This is a genomic window from Curtobacterium sp. MCSS17_011, from assembly GCF_003224275.1.
Classification (GTDB): domain Bacteria; phylum Actinomycetota; class Actinomycetes; order Actinomycetales; family Microbacteriaceae; genus Curtobacterium.
This window is the reverse complement of sequence record NZ_QKLE01000001.1, coordinates 166,881-187,775: the sequence shown is the minus strand read 5'-3', so window position 1 is coordinate 187,775 and position 20,895 is coordinate 166,881. Positions and strand designations below refer to the sequence as shown.

The following is a 20,895-nucleotide window of genomic DNA, read 5'->3' as shown; positions in this document are numbered from 1 at the left end:
TCGGCTTCGGCACGGGCTGCGTCACCGTGCGCCTGCGTGCCGTCGTGCGTCGGCGACGATCCGCCTGCGCCGGACTGGTCGTCACCCGACTCCGCCCACAGCGTGGCGGGCTGCTGGTCTTCGTACTCCGCTGCGCTCACTGAACCCGATTCTACCGCCACCGTCAGTCCTGCCGAGCGTGCGGGACGCCGCCGTCAGGGGTCCGGCGGACCAGGGATGCCGGACGCAGCACGCCGGCGCCGAAGCGCGCGGCGACCGCGTCGACCGTGGTCTCGGTGTCACGCCACGGCGCGTCGTCGTCCCACAAGGCGTTGCTCGCGGCCGCGGGCACGAGGTTCTCGCCGCGCACCCCGATCAGCCGGATCTGGTTGCCCGGTCGGTGCAGCACGTCGTACAGCTCGACGGCTTCGCGGTGCAGGCGCTTCGCGACGTCGGTGGGCTCCGCCAGGGTGCGCGACCGGGTCAGGGTGGTGAAGTCGGTGTACCGGACCTTGAGCGCGACGGTCCGGGCCTGCACGTCGGCCTGCCGCAGACGCACGGCGACCTTGTCGGCCAGGCGGAGGAGTTCGCGGGCGACGTCGTCGCGCTCGGTCAGGTCGCGGCCGAACGTGACCTCGTGCCCGATCGACTTCTCGCCGACGCCGGTGTCGACGACGCGCGGGTCGCGGCCCCAGGACAGGTCGTGCAGCCGCTGGCCGCCGGCTGGCCCGAGTGCCGATACCAGTGACCCGAGCGGGGTGTTCGCCAGGTCGCCGACCGTGCGGATGCCCCGGCGTTCGAGCGTCTCCTGCGTCTTGCCGCCCACGCCCCAGAGCGCGGACACCGGCTGCGGGTGCAGGAAGGGCACGGTGTCGGCAGCGGGCACCACGAGCAGGCCGTCCGGCTTCGACCGGCTGGAGGCGAGCTTCGCGACGAACTTGGTCGACGCTGCACCCACAGAGCAGTGCAGGCCGGTCTCGGCGAAGACCGTGCGGCGGATCGCCTGGCCGATCTGCCACGGCGTGCCGTACAGGCGGAGGGCGCCGGCGACGTCGAGGAAGGCCTCGTCGATGCCGAGCCGCTCGACCCGCGGGGTGAACCGGTCGAAGATCGCCATCACCGCGGCGGACTTCGCCTTGTACTTCTCGAAGTGCGGCTCGACGATGACGGCGTTCGGGCAGCGGCGCTTGGCGACGGCCATCGGCATCGCGGAGTTGACCCCGTAGCGACGGGCTTCGTAGGTGGCCGCGGTGACGACGGAGCGGTCGGAGTCGTGCCCGACGATGACCGGCAGGCCCACGAGGTCGGGGCGGTCCAGCAGTTCGACGGAGGCGAAGAAGGCGTCCATGTCGACGTGCAGCACGGTCGCCGAGACGTCGTCCACCGGTGCGTCGGAGACGAGGCGGTTCCGTCCGTCCTGCTTGCTCACACCGAGATGATGCCAGGCGCCGCCGACATCGCCGCGCCTCCGCCGCTCCGTGCCGCGGCCCCGACGCTCCGTGCGAGGTCGCCCGAGCGCGGCGCTCAGCCGAGCGGGCCGAGCACCGACGCGGCGATCGTCCGCGCCGCGGAGTCCCGCGACGACGGGTGGTACTGCCCCGCCCGGACGTCACGCGCCAGCCGCGCCAGCTCGCTCGACGACCGGAACGCCGAGCCGCCGACGACGCGCATGGCCTCGTCCACGACGTGCCGCGCGGTGTCCACCGCGCGCGCCTTCGTGCCGACGAGCAGCGGGAACCAGCGGGCTCCGAGGTCGTCGAGCTCGTCGACCGACCGCGCCAGCGACTCGACCTGCAGCGTGATCGCGTCGACCGCACCGCGCAGGTCGGCGATCGCCCGGCGCACGTCGGGGTCCTGCGACCGCCTGGTGCCGTCGGCCGCGGTGCGACCCGCCACGGCGGCCGTCGCGAGCACGATCGCCCGCTCCGCGACCCCGGCGTACACCGACGCGATGAGGAGCTCGAACGACGCGAAGATCCCGAACACGAGCGGGTCCTGGTTCGGCCCGACCGGCAGCGACCGGACGATGCGGTCGGCGGGGACGTGCACACGGTGCAGCTTGGTCGTGCGGCTCTGCGTCGCGCGCATCCCGAGCGTGTCCCAGTCGTCCAGGTGCTCGACGTCGCCGTCCGACCGCAGCACGAACCCGTGCACGAGCCGTGGTTCCGGCCCCGAGGTGTCCTTGCCGAACACGCTCATGACGTCCCACGCCGGTGCGAGCGACGTGAAGACCTTCGTCCCGGTGAACCGGTACCCGCCGTCGCCGTCCGGCTCCGCCGTCGTCGACGAGTCGAACAGCACGGCGTCGTTGCCGGGTTCGCTCACCCCGAAGGCGAGCAGCTGGTCGTCCGCAGCGTGGTCGGTGACGGCCTGGAGGAACGACTCACCTCGCGCACGGACGGCGCGCGCCGCCTGCACCCACACCTGGTGCATGCCGAGGCCGAGTGCCGTCGCCGGCGCGGCCTGGGCGAGGGCGCGCTGCACCCGCGCGGTGCCACGGAGGCCGAGGCCCGCCCCACCCTGCTCGACGGGCACGCCGATCCGCAGGTAGCCGGCGGCGCGGAGCTCGTCGAGGTCCTCGGTGCAGAACGCGTTCGCGGCGTCGTAGCCGGGGGCGCGCTCGGCGATGCGGTCGAGCAGCTCGTCCGGCACAGACCAGCCGACGGCGTCCGTGTTGGCCTTCGTCATGCCACGAGACTAGGGTCCGGAACGTGTCAGATCGTCATCCTTGGACCAGGTACGTCGCGATCGGTGACTCGTTCACCGAGGGGATCGGGGATCCCGACCCCACCGTCCCGGGCGGCAACCGCGGCTGGGCGGACCGCGTCGCCGAGGTGCTCGCACACCAGACCGACGACTTCGCCTACGCGAACCTCGCGATCCGCGGGCGGCTGCTGCAGCAGATCATCGACGAGCAGGCCGAGGCCGCCCTCGCCCTGCACCCGGACCTGATCACGGTGTCCGCCGGCGGCAACGACATCATCCGCCCCGGCTCGGACCCGGACGAGCTCGCCGAGCGCGTGGACCGGCTCGTCGCCGACCTGCGCCGCGACGGAGCCACCGTCGTGCTGTTCACCGGCCCTGACGTCGGGATGACCCCGGTGCTCGGCATGGTCCGCGGCAAGACGGCGATCTACAACGAGAACCTGCACGCCATCGCCCTGAAGCACGGCGCCCTGGTCGCGAACACGTGGGCACTCCGGGTGCTCCGGGACCCGCGGATGTGGGCTCCGGACCGCCTGCACCACTCCCCGATGGGCCACTCGACGATCGCCGCGGCGGTGCTCGACACGCTCGGCGTGCCGCACGGACTCGAACCGTTCAACCCGGACCCGCTCGAGGCTCGGCCGTGGCGCGAGGCCCGCGCCGAGGACCTCGGCTGGGCCAGGGAGTACCTGGTGCCGTGGGTCGTCCGGCGCATCAGGCACACCTCGTCCGGCGACGGGGTGTCGGCGAAGCGACCCGAGCTGCAGATCGTCACCGAGCACCCCTCCGACACCCCGTAGTCGCGAGTCCCGGAGGCCACGTCCTCAGTCGGCGGGCCGCCGCAGCGTGAGCGGGCCGTCGTGCAGCGGCTCGGTCTGCCAGCTCGTCGTCGTCGAACCGGTGGCGGGGTCGATCCGGACGTGTGCCAGGTGCGGGGTCTCGACGAACCGCACGTCGACACGGACCGTCCCGTCGTCCTGGACGGCACCGCTCGCGGCGAGCGGGCCCTCGACGGCCCACTCCCCCTGCCCGACCGGCACCGACAGCGAGCCGCCGTCGACGGCGAGCGTGAGTCGCCACCCGTCGCCGTCGCGGGCCAGCGGACCGACGTCGGCGAGGCCCTGCAGCGCACCACCGTCCACGGCGGGCAGTCCCAGGGAGGCGAGCCGGGCCTCCAGGGCGGACGCCGGTGCCGCGTCGGGCGTGCGGTCGACGGCGGGCAGCAGGTGCTGCCAGACCGCATCGAGGACGGCCTGCATGTCGAGGCTCTGGCCGGTCATCGCGAGCACGACGTCCTGCTCCGGCAGGACGACGCAGAACTGACCGTAGGCGCCGTCGCCGCGGAAGCCGTGGCGGGCCATCCAGAACTGGAAGCCGTAGCCCTTGGACCAGTCGGGGTTGGCCTCGTCCGGGTTGGCGACCTGCGTGCTGGTGGCCTGCTCGACCCAGTCGGCGTCGAGGATCCGCTCGCCGTCCCAGACGCCGCCCTGCAGGTACAGCTGGCCGAGCTTCGCGACCGCGTCGGTCGGGGCGTAGCACCCGCTGTACCCGAGCTCCGCGCCGGTGTCGTCGCGGCGCCAGGCGAGGTCGTCGATGCCGAGCGGGTCGAGCAGGTGCGGGCGGAGCCACGCGACGAGGGAACCACCGGTCACCCGCCGGACGATCTCGGCGAGGGTGTACGTGCACGGCTGGTTGTAGGCGAAGACCGTGCCGGGCTCCTCGTCCGGCGGGAGCAGCAGGAACCCGCGCACCGTGTTCGTCGGGTCGAGGGCCTCGGCGCGGTCGATCGTCTCCTCGCGGTGACCGCTCGCCATCGCGAGCAGGTGCCGGACGCGGATGCGGCGACTGCGTTCGTCGGTGACGTCGGCGTCGAGCTCCGGGAAGTACGACAGCACGGTGGCGTCGAGGTCGATCAGGCCCGCCCTGACGGCGATGCCGACCCCGGCCGCGGTGAAGCTCTTGCTCAACGAGTAGAGCAGGTGCACGCCATCGGCGGCGAAGGGCTGCCACCAGCCCTCGGCCGCCACCTGGCCGTGCCGGAGCAGCATGATGCTGTGCGGCTCGACGTCGGGCGTGGACTCGAGGGCGTCGAGCAGGGCGGTCACGCCGCCGGGATCGATGCCGAGGGCGGCGGGGGTGGTCCGGGGGAACGTCGTCATCGTCGTCACCCGACCGACTCTACGGTCGGCGGCCGACGGGCGTCACGCCCCCTGGAACGGGTTCGTCCAGCGCCACCAGACACCGGGGTCGTCGATCGTGCGCTCGAGCACGAGCGGCACCGTGACCGGGTCGTGGTCCGAGATGCGGAACCGGACCTGCCCGACCCGCTCGCCCTTCGTGCCGAAGGTGACCTGCTGCAGCTTCGCCTTCGCGGTGACGGTGGTCTTGCCCCACACGAGCACCTCGGCCGCCTTCGTCGTGACCGCGTCGGCCTCGTCCTGCCACGGGGTCGAGAAGGTGCCGAAGGTCTGCCCCTGGTGGGTGAGCGTCACCACCTGGAAGTTGTCCGCCACGGACCGCAGCAACCGCTGCACGTCGACGTCGAGGGAGTCGTGGTCGACACCGCCGAGCATCACACCGACGACGGTGACGTCCCTGCCACCGCGCTCGTACGTCGCCGCGAACAGCAGACAGGCGCCCGCTTCGTCGAGGGTGCCGGTCTTGATCCCCTCGATGCCGTCGAGCCCGAGGAGCTTGTTCGAGTTCTCGATCTCGCCGACCGTCGGGATCGTGACGTCCCGGGTGCCGACGATGTCCTTCACCACCGCGTTCGCCAAGGCGAGCCGTCCGAGCTCGACCAGGTCGGTGGCGGTCGAGGTGTTGTCCGGATCGAGTCCGGTCGGCTCGTGGATCGTCGTGTCGTCGAGGCCGTGCTCGTCGAGCCAGTCGTTCGCCGCGTGCTCGTAGGCGGCGATCGACCCGAAGGCCCAGATGGCGAGTGCGCCGGCGTAGTTGTTCGCCGACTTCATCAACATCACCTGGAACGCCTGGTGCTCGGTGAGCTCCAGACCGGCCGGCATCGGGGCGACCTCGCCGTTCTGCGCCGCGTACTTGGCGTACAGGCCCTCCATCTGCCTGGTGAAGCGGATGGACGGGCCGGACTCCCCCGCGGCCATCGGCTTCTCGTCGAGCACCACGAGCGCCGTGACGACCTTCGTGATGCTCGCGATCGACCGGGGCTTCGTGTCGCCGCTGGTGCGCAGGCTCTCCGGGAAGTCGGTCGCCTCGACCGCCGTCGCGCCGTACCCCGGGAAGCTCAGCGCCGGGACGGTCGTCTTCGGTGCCGAGTACGTGGTGGTGCTGGCGCTCGCCGGGCCGAACGGCACGACGGCCGCGGCGACGAGGTAGCCGGCCACCAGGAGCAGAACGGCGACCACCGAGATCGTGACCGGCCTCCGGACGGCGGAGCGGGGGCGGCGGACGACTCGTGGCACGGGACCCGAGCGTACCGGTGGCGGTGCAGCCGCTGCTGCGAGGACGCCCCGTGTGTCCAGCAGGTAACAGTCGGCGGTACCAGCCGCCGATCGGACCGACCGTCCCCTACCGTCGGGACATGCACGGAGTACGGAACGGCCACGACGTCGACCCGACCGTCTGGCGGGCCGTCGGCGCCCCACTCGTCGCCGCCACCGCCGCAGGACCGCTCGACGGCCTGACCGTCGCCGTCAAGGACCTCTACGCCGTCCCCGGCCAACCGGTCGGCGCGGGCAACCCGACGTACCTGCGCGAGGCACCGGTCGAGACCGAGGCCGCCGCAGCGCTCGGCGCGCTCCTCGCCGCCGGCGCCTCGATCCGAGGGATCGCGCGCACCGACGAGTTCGCGTACAACCTGACGGGGCGGAACGCACACCACGGCACGCCGCCGAACAGCGCGGTTCCGACCCGACTGCCCGGAGGCTCGTCCAGCGGATCAGCATCGGCCGTCGGCCTCGGGATGGCCGAGATCGGGATCGGCACGGACACCGCGGGATCGGTGCGGGTCCCCGCCTCGTACCAGGGACTCTGGGGCCTCCGGACGACCCACGGCACGGTGCCCCGCGACGGGCTGCTCCCCCTGGCGCCGTCGTTCGACACCGTCGGCTGGCTCACCCGCACTCCCGAGGTGCTGCTCGCCGCCCTCGGCGCCACCGTCCCGCACCCGTCGGACGGGCCGGAGGACGCGACCGTGCTCGTCGTCCCCGAGGAACTGGTCGCGCTCGTCGAACCGGACACCGCCCGGGCCTTCACCGCCTTCGTCGAGACGCTCGACGAACCCGTCGCCAGCGTCCGACTGCGCGACCTCGGCGTCCCGGACGCCACAGCGCTGCAGGAGCAGATGCGGCTCGTCCAGGCCGCCGAAGCGCTCGCCGCCCACGGCCCCTGGATCGACGCGCACCCGGGCGCCATGAGCACCGTCGTCGGCGACCGGTTCCGGGCGGCACGGGCGAACGATCCCGACGCCACCGCGGACGCCGTGGCCCATCTCGACGAGGTCCGCGCGACGATCCGCCGTGCCCTGGACGGTCGGACCCTGCTGTTCCCGACCGTCCCCGGGCCCGCACCACTGCTCCACGCGGACACCGCTGCGCTCGAGGGCACCCGGACCGCCACCACGGCGATGACCGCGCTCGCCAGCGTCGGCGGGCTCCCCGCGGTGAGCGCGCCGGCGATGACCGTTGACGGAGCCCCCGTCGGCGTGTGCCTGGTCGGCGGACCGGGCACCGACCGTGCCCTGGTGATCCGCGCCGGCAGCATGCTGCCGGACCAGGCCGCCCCGGGCCTCCCGACCGTCTCGGTGGTGCGCTAGGAGGCGACCCGCCGGGCGTGGGTGACCGCCCACAGACCGACGGCGCTCGCCGCGGCCACGTTGAGCGAGTCGACGCCGTGCGCCATCGGGATCCGGACGGTCGTGTCGGCCGACCCGATCGCGGCCGGGGTGAGCCCCTGCCCCTCGGTGCCCATCACGAGCGCGACCTTGTCGGGCAGGTCCGCCACGAAGGCGTCGAGGTCGACCGACTCGTCGGTGAGCGCCATCGCCGCCAGGTGGAAGCCCTGCGCGCGGAGTTCCTCGCCCGCCGCGGGCCAGTCGCCGATGCGGGTCCACGGCACCTGCAGGACCGTGCCCATGCTCACCCGGACACTCCGGCGGTACAGCGGGTCGGCGCAGCGCGGAGTGACGAGCACCGCGTCGGCCCCGAGGCCGGCGACGCTGCGGAACACCGCGCCGACGTTCGTGTGGTCGACGATGTCCTCGAGCACGACGACGACCTTCGCGTCCCGCACCACGTCGGCGACGCTCGGCAGCTCGGGGCGCTGCATCGCGGCGATCGCACCACGGTGCATCCGGAAGCCGGTGAGCTCCTCGAGCAGGGCGTCGGCACCGACGAACACGGGGCCGTCGTGCTCCGCGACCAGGGGCAGGACGCTGTCGAGCCACTTCTCCTGCACAAGGATGCTCCGCGGCACGTGACCGGCTCGGACCGCACGCTCGATGACCGTGTTCGACTCGGCGATGTACAGGCCACCCTCGGGCTCCGAGACCCGGCGGAGCGCCACGTCGGTGAGCCGGGCGAAGTCGTCGAGACGGGGATCGTCGAGGGAGTCGATGCGGACGGGGTGCACGGGGCTCGTTTCGGTGTGGTGCGGGGGTGGCGTGGGTCCGGCGGCCGGCGCTGAGGCGGGTCCGCCGATGGTCCGCTCCGCCTGGGAAGCGACCGGGACGGTCGGGTGTTGAGGGTAGCGTGAACAGGGTGCTGGATGATGCTGCGTCGACGACCGGACCGACCACCGGGGCGGCCGCCGGGTCGGTGACCGCCGACGACCTGGACCGCGTCGTCGAGGTGCTCGCGGGCAAGCGCATCGCCGTGCTCTCCGGTGCCGGTCTGAGCACCGACTCCGGCATCCCCGACTACCGCGGTGCCGGGCGCGTTGTGCGCAAGCCGATGACGTTCCAGGAGTTCCTGGCCGACCCCGCGAAGCGGCAGCGCTACTGGGCGGGATCGCACCTCGGCTGGCGGAGCTTCGCAGCCGCCGTGCCGAACGACGGGCACCGTGCGCTCGCCGCGCTCGAGGACGCCGGGATCGTCGCCGGGGTCATCACGCAGAACGTCGACGGCCTGCACCTGCGCGCAGGGTCCCGCCGCGTGGTCGAGATCCACGGCTCGATGGACCGCGCCGTGTGCCTGCGGTGCGGCCAGGTGTTCTCCCGCTCCGACCTCGCCACCACCATCGACCGGGCGAACCCCTGGATCGACGCGCCCGGGTCGGTGCAGCTGCAGCCGGACGGCGACGTCGAGATCACCGACGTCGAACGGTTCGTCGTCCCCGCGTGCTCCGTGTGCGGCGGCGACCTCAAGCCCGACGTCGTCTTCTTCGGCGAGTTCGTGCCGGCCGAGAAGTTCCGCGAGGCCGTGTCGATCGTCGCCGACGCCGACGCGCTGCTCGTGGTCGGCTCGTCCCTCACCGTGAACTCGGGCGTGCGGTTGGTCGACCACGCCGCGCGCCGCAAGAACCCGGTGGTCATCGTGAACCGGGGAGAGACCCGCAGTGACCGCCGTGCGGCCGTGAAGCTCGACGCCGGCACCACCGAGACGCTCGTGCACCTGGCGGAGCGGCTCAGTGCGGCGGCGCCCGCCGACTAGCCGGTCGCGGCTGCCTGGACCCGCCGGCCCTGCCGCCGGACGGGCCTGCCGGGCGCGTCTGCGAAGATCGACGGGTGACGACCCTCCTGTACCTCGTCCGACACGGCGAGACCGACTGGAACGCGCAGCGCCGCATCCAGGGCTCCACCGACATCCCGCTCAACGACACCGGACGACGGCAGGCCGCCGAGGCCGCCGAGCTCCTGACCCGCCGGCCGTTCGACGCCGTCGTCGCGTCCCCGCTGTCCCGGGCGGCCGAGACGGGTGCGATCATCGCCGACCGCCTGGCACTCGACGCGCCGACGGCGTACCCGGGCCTGGCCGAGCGCTCCTACGGCGAGGCCGAGGGCCTGACCGACGACGAGGTGTCCGCGCGGTACCCGCACGACGACATCCCCGGTCGGGAATCCCGCTCGGCGCTGCTCGCCCGCGTCACCGAGACCCTCGGCGAGATCGCGGTCCGGTTCGACGGGGGCGTCGTGGTGGTCGCGACCCACGGCGCGGTGATCCGCAGTGTCGTGAACGCCGCCGCCCCCGGTACCGCCGACCGCCGTCACACCCCGATCCGGAACGGTTCCATCCACTCGTTCCGGTGGGACCCCGAGCGCTTCCACGCCGAACTCGTCCGCTTCGACGACCCGATCGACGACGTGTCCGACGCGGCCGGCGGGTCGGCGTTCGAGTACCAGAACCCCTTGGAACGCCGGAGCTGACCGGGGACTAGGCTCCGGGACACCCGAACCGCTCGCGCACCCCCGTGACCGCCTGCGGGCCGGTGCGAGGGGAGCCACATGACCGACGACGGAACCGACCGGTCGGCCCGGCGCGGCCCCGAGCAACAGGACGACGACCTCGACCGTGTCTTCGGCCCCGAGACCGCGAGCGTCCCCACGCGCACGCGTGCCCGCACCTGGTTCGTCATCGGCGGGAGTGTCCTCGCGGTGGCCGCGGTCATCGCCGTGGTGCTCGGCTCGATCATCGGGAGCGTCCAGAACGGCATCGGCGGGGTCTTCCCACGGCCGGACATCGCGCTCGACCGGTTCGACACGCGCGTGGACGATCTGCCCGGCGTCACCGGGGTGCTGCACCACGCCCCGTCGAAGACCGCCTTCGCGAGCTACGACGCCGTCGCCTCGGTCCGTGCAGATCCCTCGCTCGACCCCGCTGCCCGGCGTGACCTGGTCGCCGCCATCAGCCGTGCAGCCGACGAGTCCGGCGGCAACGGCGTCCGCGTCGTCGTGATCGCCGACCTCGGCAACCTGCAGATCGGAGTCACCGGAACCGGTGCGGTCGCGGCGAAGCGCCTGGCACTGGCCGACACGCTCGACCACATCGGCGGTGTCACCGAGGTCCGCTGCTCGTGGGAGCGCGGCGGGGACGCCTCCGACGCCGACGGCGACCAGTCCATCGTCGTGCGGACCCCGGGTCGGGGTGCCGCGGTGCCGCCGATCGTGTCGCGGGTGACCGAGGAGACGCAGAAGGTGTTCCCCGGCGCGGACGTGCAGGTCATCGCGCCGGAGTGATCGCGCCGTGGCCGCGGCGGTCAGCCCCGCCGGTCCCCAACAGCACGCTCGACGGCCCGCACGACCTGCTCAGCGGAGTCCTGCCACCGGAACCGTGCAGCACGCTCGATGGACTGCCGCGAGGCCTCGGCCCACCGATCCTCGACCCGCCGCACGGCCGCGGCGACTGCCGACGGCGACGCCGCGTCGAAGTACTCCGCGGCGGAGCCGCCGATCTCCCGGAAGATCGGGACGTCACTGACCACGACCGGGGTCCCGACGCCCATCGCCTCGACGAGCGGGATCCCGAACCCCTCGTCGTACGACGCGGTCGCCAGCGCCGTGGCCGAACGGAGCACGGACAGGTACTCCTCGTCGGTGGCGCCGTCGTGGAACACGATCGCCCCCGCGGGAGCGAGTCCCTCGAGCCGTGCCCGGTCGGCGGCGGACACCCGCGACATGCAGTGCAGCGTCCAGTCCGCCCCGAGGAGCGGGAGCGCCGCCGCGAGCGTCTCGACGTTCTTGTAGGGCATGAACGACCCCATGTAGACGAGCGAGCGTTCGCGTGGCGCTCCGGTCGCGCGCGGTGTCGCCGGGTCGGCCGCGTTGTAGGCGACCGTCACGGGACGCTTCGTCAGCCGGTGCTCGGCGATCAGCCCGGCGGTCGTCTCCGACACCGTCACCACCCCGTCGGCGCCGTTGAGCAGGAACCGCTGCGGCACCCAGGACAGGTGGAACGCCCGCCAGCCGAGCCGCAACGGCCACGAGAACTCCCGCGGGGGCGTGCGGTTGCGGTAGTAGATCAGGTCGTGCAGCGTCAGGACGAGCGCGTACCGGCGGCCCCGCGACCCCATCGTCTGCATCGGCGAGAACACCGCGTCGAGCCCGAGCCGGTTGACGCGACGGGCGACGAGCGGCTCCCCCGCATCGGTCGGCGCGGGCAGCAGCTCCCACGGCAGGTCGCGAGGCAGCGACTCGAGCTGGCGCTCGTCGCTGACGAGCAGCACGTACTCGTGCCGGTCAGGCAGGTGTGCAACGACCCCGGCGGTGAACCGGCTGATGCCGTCGTGCCGGCCGATCCGCACGTACCGGCAGTCGATGCCGATGCGCAGGCGCGTCACGACGCGTCCGCCGTCCGGGAGGCCCGCCCCGCCCCCGACGCTCGGCTGTCCGTGGCTGCCGCACCGCGTCCGGTGCGTCCCTGGCGTCCGGCGCGCCCGGTGGTGTCCGCCATCCGGCGGAGCACCGCCGCCGCTGCCGGAGCCGGCGTCTCGTAGTGCACCAGGTGGCCGACCCCCGGGATCACGACGAGCTCGGCGTCCCGCAGGCGCTCGGCGAGTGCGCGCTGTTCGGGGACGGCGGTGATGTCGTCGTGCTCGGCCGCGACGAGCAGCACGGGCACGTGGATCCGGTCGGCGTACTCGGAGACGTCGTGGGTGACCGAGGTGCGGAACGCCTCGAGCACGCTCGTGCGGTTCGCGAAGGCCGAGAAGTAGCGGTCGTGCTGGTCGTGCACCCATCGGCGGACGGCGGGGTCGTGGGACTTCAGCATCGCGATGCTCATCGCCCGGACGATCGCGCCGTTCCGCAGGATCCCGAGCCCGATCGGCTTCGGCAGCACCGCGCCGACGCGGTAGTACCCGATCGCGATCGCGGTCCCGACGGCGCGCGGTCCCTGCAGTGCCGGGGCCGCGATGGGGTTGACGAGGACGAGCAGTCGGGTGTCGAGCCCGGCGGCGACGGTGGCGGACACCACGATCGACCCGAACGAGTGCCCGAGCACCACGGTGTCGCGGCCGAGCCCGAGCGCGGCGTGGAACCCGTTCAGCCAGACCACGTACGCGTCGATGTCCGACACCGGCAGCGGATCGGACACGCCGAAGCCGGGCAGGTCCGGCACGATCACGCGCGCACCCTGCAGGTGCGCGGCGATGGTCTCGAGGCCGTGGTGGTCCCCGCGGAACCCGTGCACGGCGAGCACGGTGCGATCCGAGTCATCGGGGCCGTAGACCCAGTAGTGCGTGGTCCGGCCGTCGACCTGGACGGCCCGGTGCACGACCGGGGTGGCGGCCATCAACGACTGGTACGGGGAGAGCACGGGCGGTTGCATCCGCGCCAGTCTAGGGAGCGAACCGCACGAAACCCCGGACACCCGCAGCATCTCGCGCCTATCGTGTCCGGGGCGGGCCGCAAGACCGGTCCGTCGACGACGACGAGGAGCACGGTGACCTTCACAGCCCCGATCCAGCTGCCCGGCCTGACGCTCGACCCGCAGTGGTACAAGCGCTCGGTCTTCTACGAGTGCATGATCCGGTCGTTCGTCGACTCCAACGGGGACGGCATCGGCGACATCCAGGGCGTGATCGGCAAGCTCGACTACCTGCAGTGGCTCGGCGTGGACGCCCTGTGGCTGCCGCCGTTCTTCCAGTCGCCGATGCGCGACGGCGGCTACGACATCGCCGACTACAAGGCGATCCTGCCGGAGTTCGGCACGCTCGACGACTTCCGCGAGCTCGTCACGAAGTCGCACGAGCGGAACATGCGCATCGTGATCGACATGGTGATCAACCACACCAGCGACCAGCACGAGTGGTTCCAGCAGTCCCGCGAGGACCCGGACGGCCCCTACGGCGACTTCTACGTCTGGCGGGACACCGACGAGGACTACTCGAACATCCGCATCATCTTCGTCGACACCGAGGAGTCCAACTGGACCTTCGACCCGGTCCGACGACAGTTCTTCTTCCACCGCTTCTTCTCGCACCAGCCCGACCTGAACTTCGAGAACCCCGCGGTCGTCGAGGCGATCTACGACGTCGTCCGCCACTGGCTCGACATGGGCGTCGACGGGCTCCGGCTCGACGCGATCCCGTACCTGTTCGAGTCGGAAGAGGGCAACGGCGAGGGCGAGCCGGAGACCCACGAGTTCATCAAGAAGCTCCGCGCGATGGTCGACGACGAGTACCCCGGCCGTGTGCTCCTGGCCGAAGCGAACCAGTGGCCGCGCGAGACAGCGGCGTTCTTCGGCACCGACGAGGAGCCCGAGTGCCACATGGCGTTCGACTTCCCGGTCATGCCGCGCATCTTCTACTCGCTCCGTGCCCAGCACGCCGCAGAGCTCAAGGCGATCCTGTCCGAGACCCTCGACGTGCCGGCCAGCGCGGCGTGGGGCGTCTTCCTCCGCAACCACGACGAGCTCACGCTCGAGATGGTGAGCGAGGAGTACCGGCAGGCGATGTACGGCTGGTACGGCTACGACCCGCGGATGCGCTCGAACATCGGTATCCGCCGTCGTCTCGCGCCCCTGCTCGACAACTCCCGCGCCGAGCTCGAGCTCATCCACGCGTTGCTGTTCTCGCTGCCCGGATCACCGTTCCTGTACTACGGCGACGAGATCGGGATGGGCGACAACATCTGGCTGCCGGACCGCGACTCGTCGCGCACGCCGATGCAGTGGACTCCGGACCGCAACGCCGGCTTCTCGACCGCCGACCCGGGCAAGCTCTACCTGCCCGTCGTCCAGTCGCTCGTGTACAACTACGCGCAGGTCAACGTCGAGGCGCAGCTCGCCCAGTCCCGCTCGCTGCTGCACTGGGTCCGGAACGTCATCCACACGCGCAAGGCCCACCCGGTGTTCGGCCTCGGGTCCCTGCACGTGCAGGAGACCTCGAACGACTCGGTGCTCGCCTTCGTCCGCTCGTGGGAGGGCTCCGGCCAGCAGTTCGGCCCGTCCGCCGAGGACGTCCTGTGCGTGTTCTCGTTCGCGACGAACCCGACCTCGGTCACGGTGTCTGCTCCGCAGTTCGCGGGGCGTCCGCTCTACGACCTGTTCGGCGGCGGCTCGTTCCCGTCCTTCGACGAGGACGGCAACGTGACGCTGACCATGGGCACGCAGTCGTTCTACTGGCTGCACGTCGGCGCGCCGACCCGGTAGTCGGGGGTGTCGGTGCGTCCCGTTAGCCTGACCGCGTGACGTTCCCCACAGCACAGCTCGACGCGCCCGCTCCGTCCCAGGACCTCACGGGTCGCCCCTGGTGGCACGCGCTGGGCGTCTTCGACCTCGAGACCACCGGGGTCGACGTCGAGACGGCCCGCATCGTCACAGCCCACGTCGGCCTCATCGACATGACCGGGGCCTCCATCGTCGAGGGTGCCTGGATCGCCGACCCCGGCGTGCCGATCCCCGAGGGCGCCGCCGCCGTGCACGGCTACACGACCGAGCGCGCCCAGGCCGAGGGGCGTCCCGCGGCCGAGGTCGTGGCCGAGATCATCGCCGCGATCGAGGCCGTGTTCGCCCGGGGCATCCCGCTGGTGATCTACAACGCCCCGTACGACCTCACCGTCCTCGACCGCGAAGCGAAGCGGCACGGGTTCGCCTCCCCCGTCATCGGCAACGTCGTCGACCCGCTGGTGATCGACAAGGCGCTCGACACCTTCCGCAAGGGCAAGCGCACGCTCGAAGCCGCGTCCGAGCTCTACGGCGTCACGCTCGACGACGCGCACGACGCCGGAGCCGACGCGATCGCTGCCGGGCGTGTCGCCCAGGCCATCGCAGGCAAGTACCCGGACGAGCTCGGCATCTCCGCCGAAGAACTCCACCGCAAGCAGGTCGGCTGGTGTGCCGAGCAGGCCACCTCGTTCCAGGACTACATGCGCAAGAAGCGCGACCCGACGTTCACCGCCGACGGCCGCTGGCCCCACCGCAACGGCGCCTGACCCCGCACAGCCCCCGCAAGACACCGGTGTTCGCGCGCCGAACACCCGCAGAACGCGGTGTGACGCGCGAACACCGGTGTTTCGCGTCCCAGGGCACACCGCACCGCACACGCGCCGGACAATGCGAACGGGCGGCCCTCCCGAAGGAGGACCGCCCGTCAGTGTTGCGTGGGGGCTGCTTACTTGCTGAAGCCCTTGAAGCGCTGGTTGAACTTCTCGACGCGACCGGCCGAGTCGAGGATGCGCTGCTTGCCCGTGTAGAACGGGTGCGACGCGGACGAGATCTCGACGTCGATGACCGGGTAGGTCGCACCGTCGAGCTCGATGGTCTTGTCGCTGTTCGCGGTCGAACGCGTCAGGAACGTCTCACCGGAGGCCAGGTCGCGGAAGACGATGGCGCGGTACTCGGGGTGGGTGTCGGTCTTCATGGAGATTCCTCGATAGCGGTGATGGGATTGCGCGAACTGCGCGGGAAGTCGTCGGCTTGCGCCAGCCGTCCACGATACCAGAGAGACGGCGGGATCGCAGCGCTACGCGGCGCGTGCCGTGTAGCGACCGGCGTCCTTGGTGACCGAGAGGTCGATGCCGAACGCCTCGGTCAGGGTCTGGTCGGTGAGGACCTCGTCGATGGGGCCTGCGGCCTGCACGTGGCCGTCGGCGAGGACGAGCGCGTGCGTGAACCCGGCCGGGATCTCCTCGACGTGGTGGGTCACGATGACGATTGCGGGCGAGTCCGCGCTCTGGGCGTAGCCGCCGAGGGTGCGGACGAGGCTCTCACGGGCGCCGAGGTCGAGCGACGCAGCCGGTTCGTCGAGGAACAGGATCTCCGGGTCGGTCATCACGGCACGGGCGATCTGCACGCGCTTCTGCTCGCCGTCGCTGAGGTCGCCGAACGTGCGGTCGGTGAAGGACCCCAGGCCCCACTCCTCGAGCACGCGCTGCGCACGGCGGACGTCGAGCTCCTCGTACTCCTCGTTCCAGCGGCCCGTGACCGAGTACGCCGCGGTGAGCACGACGTCGATGACCTTCTCGGTCACCGGGATGCGACGTGCCAGTGCGGTCGACGCGAAGCCGATGCGCGGGCGGAGCTCGAACAGGTCGGCGCCGCCGAGTTCGGTGCCGAGCACCTCGACGTCACCCGAGGTGGGGAACGTCTGGGCGCCGGCGACCTGCAGCAGCGTGGTCTTGCCGGCACCGTTCGCACCCAGCACGACCCAGCGTTCGTCGTCCTGCACCTCCCACGAGATCGCGTCGAGGATGGTGGCCCCGTTGCGGACCACGGAGACGTCTGACAAGCGCACGACCGAGGGCATGCGACCAGCCTACGGGTTCCGGCCGAGCACCTGGTCGTAGACCTGCCGTGTCCTGGTGGCGATCGCGTCCCAGGTGAACTCGGTCTCGACACGGAGCCGTCCGGCGCGTCCCATGAGCTTCGCCAGCCCCTCGTCGGCGAGCACCTCGGTGAGGGTCGCGGCGAGGTCGGCCACGAAGCGGTCGGGATCGGTCGGGGTGCCGGTGCCGTCCTGCACCTGGTCGATCGGGACGATGCGGCCGGTGAGCCCGTCGGCGACGACCTCGGGGATGCCCCCGGTGCCCGTGCCGACGACGGGGATGCCGCACGCCATCGCCTCGAGGTTCACGATGCCGAGCGGCTCGTAGACCGACGGGCACACGAACACGGTGCCCGAGGACAGCACGTTCACGATCTCCTGGTGCGCGAGCATGCGGTCGATCCAGACGACGCCCTCGCGCTCCGCCCGGAGCCCGTCGACGAGCTCGGTGACCTCGGCCAGGATCTCGGGGGTGTCGGGCGCGCCGGCACACAGCACGATCTGCACGTCCGACGGCAGCGACGCCACGGCGCGGAGCAGGTACGGCAGGCCCTTCTGCCGGGTGATCCGCCCGACGAAGACGACGCTCGGGCGCGTCGGGTCGATGCCGAGGGCGCGCACGGCGTCCTCGTCGACGGTCGGCTTCCACGCGTCGATGTCGATGCCGTTGTAGACCACGTGCACCTTCGCCGGGTCGATCGACGGGTACGAGCGCAGGATGTCCGCGCGCATGGCCTTCGAGACCGCGATGACGCCGTCGGCGTGTTCGAACGCCTCGCGCTCCATCCAGCTGGACAGGCGGTAGCCGCCGCCGAGCTGCTCGGCCTTCCACGGGCGCAGCGGCTCGAGGCTGTGGGCGGTGACGACGTGCGGGATGCCGTAGGTCAGCTGCGCGATCCGGCCCGCGGAGTTCGCGTACCAGGTGTGCGAGTGCACGAGGTCGGCACCTTCGACGTCCGCGGCGATGGCCACGTCGGTGCCGAGGGCCTGCAGCGCGCCGTTCGCCTGCCCGAGGCCGTCCGGGGTCCGGTAGCCCCACACGTCGGGTTCGTCACGGAAGGCCCCGAAGGCCCGGACACGGACTTCCGTGTCCGTCCCCGACCGCAACGCGGCGGTCAGTTCGGACACGTGGACACCGGCTCCGCCGTAGACCTCCGGCGGATACTCCCTGGTCAGCAGATCGACTCGCACTGGTTCAACGTAACCGGTTCCCAGTGCTGACGCCTACTGTGAGCGGCATGGCACCAAAGAAGGTCTTCGGCATCGTGCTCGCCGGCGGCGAGGGCAAACGACTCATGCCGCTCACGGCCGATCGCGCGAAGCCCGCCGTCCCGTTCGGCGGCAACTTCCGTCTCATCGACTTCGCACTGTCGAACCTGGTCAACTCCGGTCTGCAGAAGATCGTCGTCCTGACCCAGTACAAGTCGCACAGTCTCGACCGGCACGTCGCCGAGACCTGGCGCATGGAGGGGCTGCTCGGCTCCTACGTCGCGTCGGTCCCCGCGCAGCAGCGGCTCGGCAAGCGCTGGTTCGCCGGTTCGGCCGACGCGATCCTGCAGTCGCTCAACCTGCTGCGCGACGAGCGACCCGACATCGTGGTCGTCGTCGGTGCGGACCACGTGTACCGGATGGACTTCCACCAGATGGTCGAGGCGCACATCGCCTCCGGCCGCAGTGCCACGGTGGCGGCGATCCGTCAGCCGATCGGGCTCGCCGACCAGTTCGGCGTCATCCAGGTGGCCGACGACGACCCCACGAAGATCGAGGCGTTCCTCGAGAAGCCGAAGGACGCCGTCGGGCTGGCCGACTCCCCCGGCGAGATCCTGGCCTCGATGGGCAACTACGTGTTCAACGCGGACGCCCTCGTCGACGCGGTCCTGCGCGACGGCCAGCTCGAGACCTCGGCCCACGACATGGGCGGCGACATCGTGCCCGACTTCGTGAACCGCGGCGACGCCGGCGTCTACGACCTCCAGCGCAACGAGGTTCCTGGTTCGACCGACCGCGACAAGTACTACTGGCGCGACGTGGGCACCATCGACTCGTTCTTCGACGCCCACATGGACCTCATCGCCCCGGTCCCGGTCTTCAACCTGTACAACCAGGACTGGCCGATCTTCAACCAGCAGACGAACCTGCCGCCGGCGAAGTTCGTCCGCGACGCCAACGGCAACACCGGGTCCACGGTGGACTCGCTCGTGTCGCTCGGCTGCCTGGTGTCCGGTGCCCAGGTCGAGCGCAGCATGATCGGGCCCTGGTGCTCGATCGACTCCGGCGCGAAGGTCCTCGACTCGATCGTGTTCGAGCGCGCAACCATCGGCGCCGGGGCGGTCGTCAACCGCGCCATCCTCGACAAGGACGTCGTCCTCGCACCCGGTGCGCAGGTCGGCGTCGACCGGGAGGCCGACGAGGCACGCGGCTTCACCGTCACCGAGTCGGGCATCACCGTGGTCGGCAAGGGCGTCCGCGTCGAAGCGTAGGCACGACGAACAGGGCAAGCACCCGGGGCGCAGCCCCGGACGGTCGGCCTGGAGGCACGGCTCGCGTCACGGACGCGGCCGTGCCTTTCGTCAGTCGGTACCGTTGGTGCGTGCTCCGCTTCCTCGTCGTCCTCGATGCCGATTCCACGCTCCTCGAGGACGAGGTGATCGAACTGCTCGCCGACAGCGCCGGGACCCGGCCACAGGTGGCGGCGATCACGGAGCGCGCCATGCGCGGGGAGCTCGACTTCGCCGAGAGCCTCCGGGAGCGTGTCGCGACCCTGGCCGGCCTCCAGGCAGACGTCTTCGTCCGCGCGCAGCAGGCGGTCCGCGTGACGCCAGGTGCCGACGAGCTCGTCCGTGGGGTGCACGCCGCTGGCGGCACCGTCGGCGTGGTGTCCGGCGGGTTCCACGAGGTGCTCGACCCGTTCGCCGAGCAGCTGGGCCTCGACCACTGCCGGGCGAACCGCCTCGAGGTCGCCGACGGCGTGCTCACCGGCCGCGTGCTCGGCGACGTGGTCGACGCGCACGCCAAGGCCGTCGCGCTCCGCGAGTGGGCGGACGCCGACGGGATCGACCCGGCACGGACCATCGCGATCGGCGACGGCGCGAACGACCTCGAGATGATGCGCGTCGCCGCGCTGTCGGTGGCGTTCGACGCGAAGCCGCGCGTGCGGGAGCAGGCGGACGTCGCGGTCGTCGACCGTGACCTGTCCGCCGTGCTCGCGACGCTCGGCCTGCGCGGCTGAGGCCTGGGGGCTAGTGGCCCATCCCGAGGCCACCGTCGACCGGGATGATCGCGCCGGAGACGTACCCGGCGCCGTCGCTCGCCAGGAACAGGGTGGCGTCCGCGACGTCGTCGACGGTGCCGTACCTGGCAGCCGGGATCGCCTTCTTGAACTCGGCCTGCAGCTCGTCGGAGAGCGCGGCGGTCATGTCCGTCTGGATGAAGCCGGGCGCGACGACGTTCGCGGTGATGCCGCGCGAGCCGAGCTCACGCGTGATGGACCGGGCCATGCCGACCAGGGCGGCCTTCGAGGACGCGTAGTTGACCTGGCCGATCTGGCCGTAGGCACCCACGACGCTCGACATCAGCACGATGCGGCCGAACTTGGCCTTCATCATGCCCTTCGTCGCACGCTTGACGACCCGGAAGGTACCGGTGAGGTTCGTGTCGACGACGCTGGTGAAGTCGTCTTCGGACATCCGGAGGAGCAGCTGGTCGTTCGTGATCCCGGCGTTCGCGACGAGGACCTCGATCGGACCGAGCTCGGCCTCGACCTGCGAGAACGCCGCGTCGACGGAGGCCGTGTCGGTGATGTCGGCCTGCACCGTCAACGCACCCTCGGGACCGCCCTGACCGCTGCGCGACGTCACGGCGACCCGGTGGCCGGCTGCGACGAACCGCTCGGCCAGCGCGTGGCCGATGCCGCGGTTGCCGCCGGTGATGAGGACGGTACGGGGGGTGCTCATGGTCGCTCCGTTCGGTGGGATCTGCTCGGCACGCGGTGCCGGGGACCCGGCGGACACGCCCGGACGAGCGTACCGGAGCGGACCACCC

20 protein-coding genes are annotated in these 20,895 nt (G+C 71.7%); 9 read left to right on the top strand and 11 right to left on the bottom strand.

Annotated elements, in window-relative coordinates; all coding sequences use genetic code 11:
* Positions 1-163: 163 nt before the first annotated feature.
* Together dinB and DEJ17_RS00815 are read right to left on the bottom strand one after the other, a co-directional pair.
* Positions 164-1,408 carry a DNA polymerase IV gene (gene dinB / locus DEJ17_RS00820; protein ID WP_110891623.1) on the bottom strand — a complete coding sequence of 415 codons (1,245 nt, stop codon included), beginning with the start codon at positions 1,406-1,408 and terminating at the stop codon, positions 164-166.
* A gap of 95 nt (positions 1,409-1,503) precedes the next feature.
* On the bottom strand, positions 1,504-2,667 hold the full coding sequence (locus DEJ17_RS00815; protein ID WP_110891622.1) for an acyl-CoA dehydrogenase family protein: 1,164 nt from the start codon (positions 2,665-2,667) through the stop codon (positions 1,504-1,506).
* Between the two features lie 23 nt (positions 2,668-2,690).
* Here DEJ17_RS00815 and DEJ17_RS00810 point away from each other — a divergent pair, with 23 nt between their 5' ends.
* Complete coding sequence (locus tag DEJ17_RS00810; RefSeq protein ID WP_110891621.1) at positions 2,691-3,485, top strand: SGNH/GDSL hydrolase family protein; 795 nt, start codon at positions 2,691-2,693, stop codon at positions 3,483-3,485.
* Between the two features lie 24 nt (positions 3,486-3,509).
* Here the strand turns inward: DEJ17_RS00810 and DEJ17_RS00805 are convergent, their stop codons facing one another.
* Together DEJ17_RS00805 and DEJ17_RS00800 are read right to left on the bottom strand one after the other, a co-directional pair.
* Positions 3,510-4,844, bottom strand: coding sequence for a serine hydrolase (locus tag DEJ17_RS00805; RefSeq protein ID WP_181420983.1), 1,335 nt, complete (start codon positions 4,842-4,844; stop codon positions 3,510-3,512).
* Positions 4,845-4,886: 42 nt separating this feature from the next.
* Positions 4,887-6,119 (bottom strand): D-alanyl-D-alanine carboxypeptidase family protein, encoded by a 1,233-nt coding sequence (locus tag DEJ17_RS00800; RefSeq protein WP_181420969.1) that lies wholly within the window; start codon positions 6,117-6,119, stop codon positions 4,887-4,889.
* Positions 6,120-6,238: 119 nt separating this feature from the next.
* On the opposite strand from DEJ17_RS00800, the gene DEJ17_RS00795 reads away from it, so the two are divergent.
* On the top strand, positions 6,239-7,471 hold the full coding sequence (locus DEJ17_RS00795; RefSeq protein ID WP_110891618.1) for an amidase family protein: 1,233 nt from the start codon (positions 6,239-6,241) through the stop codon (positions 7,469-7,471).
* Here DEJ17_RS00795 and DEJ17_RS00790 read toward each other — a convergent pair.
* The gene (locus DEJ17_RS00790) at positions 7,468-8,286 is read right to left on the bottom strand and encodes an RNA methyltransferase (protein WP_110891617.1); all 819 of its coding nucleotides are present in this window, start codon (positions 8,284-8,286) and stop codon (positions 7,468-7,470) included. The two genes, DEJ17_RS00795 and DEJ17_RS00790, sit on opposite strands and share 4 nt — an antisense overlap.
* A gap of 185 nt (positions 8,287-8,471) precedes the next feature.
* Here DEJ17_RS00790 and DEJ17_RS00785 point away from each other — a divergent pair, with 185 nt between their 5' ends.
* The 3 genes from DEJ17_RS00785 to DEJ17_RS00775 all read left to right on the top strand — a co-directional run bounded on the left by DEJ17_RS00785 (position 8,472) and on the right by DEJ17_RS00775 (position 10,828).
* Positions 8,472-9,305 (top strand): Sir2 family NAD-dependent protein deacetylase, encoded by an 834-nt coding sequence (locus DEJ17_RS00785; RefSeq protein ID WP_110891741.1) that lies wholly within the window; start codon positions 8,472-8,474, stop codon positions 9,303-9,305.
* A gap of 74 nt (positions 9,306-9,379) precedes the next feature.
* Positions 9,380-10,018 (top strand): histidine phosphatase family protein, encoded by a 639-nt coding sequence (locus DEJ17_RS00780; protein ID WP_110891616.1) that lies wholly within the window; start codon positions 9,380-9,382, stop codon positions 10,016-10,018.
* A gap of 78 nt (positions 10,019-10,096) precedes the next feature.
* Positions 10,097-10,828 (top strand): hypothetical protein, encoded by a 732-nt coding sequence (locus DEJ17_RS00775; protein WP_110891615.1) that lies wholly within the window; start codon positions 10,097-10,099, stop codon positions 10,826-10,828.
* Between the two features lie 20 nt (positions 10,829-10,848).
* Here DEJ17_RS00775 and DEJ17_RS00770 read toward each other — a convergent pair whose 3' ends face one another.
* Positions 10,849-11,919: a glycosyltransferase family 1 protein gene (locus tag DEJ17_RS00770; RefSeq protein ID WP_110891740.1), complete on the bottom strand. Its 1,071-nt coding sequence runs from the start codon at positions 11,917-11,919 to the stop codon at positions 10,849-10,851.
* Positions 11,920-11,924: 5 nt separating this feature from the next.
* Positions 11,925-12,917, bottom strand: a complete 993-nt coding sequence (locus DEJ17_RS00765; protein WP_258366580.1) for an alpha/beta fold hydrolase — start codon at positions 12,915-12,917, stop codon at positions 11,925-11,927.
* Between the two features lie 114 nt (positions 12,918-13,031).
* Between DEJ17_RS00765 and treS the strand changes: the two genes are divergently transcribed.
* Together treS and DEJ17_RS00755 are read left to right on the top strand one after the other, a co-directional pair.
* A complete protein-coding gene (treS, locus tag DEJ17_RS00760) occupies positions 13,032-14,741 on the top strand; it encodes a maltose alpha-D-glucosyltransferase (protein WP_110891739.1) in 1,710 nt (569 codons plus the stop codon).
* A 35-nt stretch (positions 14,742-14,776) separates the two neighbouring features.
* On the top strand, positions 14,777-15,523 hold the full coding sequence (locus DEJ17_RS00755) for a 3'-5' exonuclease (protein ID WP_111223637.1): 747 nt from the start codon (positions 14,777-14,779) through the stop codon (positions 15,521-15,523).
* 179 nt (positions 15,524-15,702) lie between these two features.
* Here DEJ17_RS00755 and DEJ17_RS00750 read toward each other — a convergent pair whose 3' ends face one another.
* From DEJ17_RS00750 to glgA, 3 genes are all read right to left on the bottom strand, one after another.
* On the bottom strand, positions 15,703-15,951 hold the full coding sequence (locus tag DEJ17_RS00750) for a type B 50S ribosomal protein L31 (protein ID WP_017887280.1): 249 nt from the start codon (positions 15,949-15,951) through the stop codon (positions 15,703-15,705).
* Between the two features lie 102 nt (positions 15,952-16,053).
* A complete protein-coding gene (locus DEJ17_RS00745) occupies positions 16,054-16,836 on the bottom strand; it encodes an ABC transporter ATP-binding protein (RefSeq protein ID WP_017887279.1) in 783 nt (260 codons plus the stop codon).
* A gap of 9 nt (positions 16,837-16,845) precedes the next feature.
* Complete coding sequence (gene glgA, locus DEJ17_RS00740) at positions 16,846-18,045, bottom strand: glycogen synthase (RefSeq protein WP_110891614.1); 1,200 nt, start codon at positions 18,043-18,045, stop codon at positions 16,846-16,848.
* A gap of 47 nt (positions 18,046-18,092) precedes the next feature.
* On the opposite strand from glgA, the gene DEJ17_RS00735 reads away from it, so the two are divergent.
* Together DEJ17_RS00735 and serB are read left to right on the top strand one after the other, a co-directional pair.
* Positions 18,093-19,334 carry a glucose-1-phosphate adenylyltransferase gene (locus tag DEJ17_RS00735; RefSeq protein ID WP_110891738.1) on the top strand — a complete coding sequence of 414 codons (1,242 nt, stop codon included), beginning with the start codon at positions 18,093-18,095 and terminating at the stop codon, positions 19,332-19,334.
* A 110-nt stretch (positions 19,335-19,444) separates the two neighbouring features.
* On the top strand, positions 19,445-20,083 hold the full coding sequence (gene serB / locus DEJ17_RS00730; RefSeq protein WP_110891613.1) for a phosphoserine phosphatase SerB: 639 nt from the start codon (positions 19,445-19,447) through the stop codon (positions 20,081-20,083).
* A 10-nt stretch (positions 20,084-20,093) separates the two neighbouring features.
* Here serB and fabG read toward each other — a convergent pair whose 3' ends face one another.
* Positions 20,094-20,807, bottom strand: a complete 714-nt coding sequence (fabG, locus tag DEJ17_RS00725) for a 3-oxoacyl-ACP reductase FabG (protein WP_110891737.1) — start codon at positions 20,805-20,807, stop codon at positions 20,094-20,096.
* Positions 20,808-20,895 lie beyond the last annotated feature (88 nt).

What these genes read in the sequence shown, in the direction of transcription:
- DEJ17_RS00735 (WP_110891738.1), top strand. Translation starts at nt 18,093, where the DNA reads ATGGCACCAAAGAAGGTCTTCGGCATCGTGCTCGCCGGCGGCGAGGGC.
- DEJ17_RS00815 (WP_110891622.1), bottom strand. Translation starts at nt 2,667, where the DNA reads ATGACGAAGGCCAACACGGACGCCGTCGGCTGGTCTGTGCCGGACGAG.
- DEJ17_RS00765 (WP_258366580.1), bottom strand. Translation starts at nt 12,917, where the DNA reads ATGCAACCGCCCGTGCTCTCCCCGTACCAGTCGTTGATGGCCGCCACC.
- DEJ17_RS00745 (WP_017887279.1), bottom strand. Translation starts at nt 16,836, where the DNA reads ATGCCCTCGGTCGTGCGCTTGTCAGACGTCTCCGTGGTCCGCAACGGG.
- DEJ17_RS00775 (WP_110891615.1), top strand. Translation starts at nt 10,097, where the DNA reads ATGACCGACGACGGAACCGACCGGTCGGCCCGGCGCGGCCCCGAGCAA.
- DEJ17_RS00805 (WP_181420983.1), bottom strand. Translation starts at nt 4,844, where the DNA reads ATGACGACGTTCCCCCGGACCACCCCCGCCGCCCTCGGCATCGATCCC.
- fabG (WP_110891737.1), bottom strand. Translation starts at nt 20,807, where the DNA reads ATGAGCACCCCCCGTACCGTCCTCATCACCGGCGGCAACCGCGGCATC.
- DEJ17_RS00750 (WP_017887280.1), bottom strand. Translation starts at nt 15,951, where the DNA reads ATGAAGACCGACACCCACCCCGAGTACCGCGCCATCGTCTTCCGCGAC.
- DEJ17_RS00795 (WP_110891618.1), top strand. Translation starts at nt 6,239, where the DNA reads ATGCACGGAGTACGGAACGGCCACGACGTCGACCCGACCGTCTGGCGG.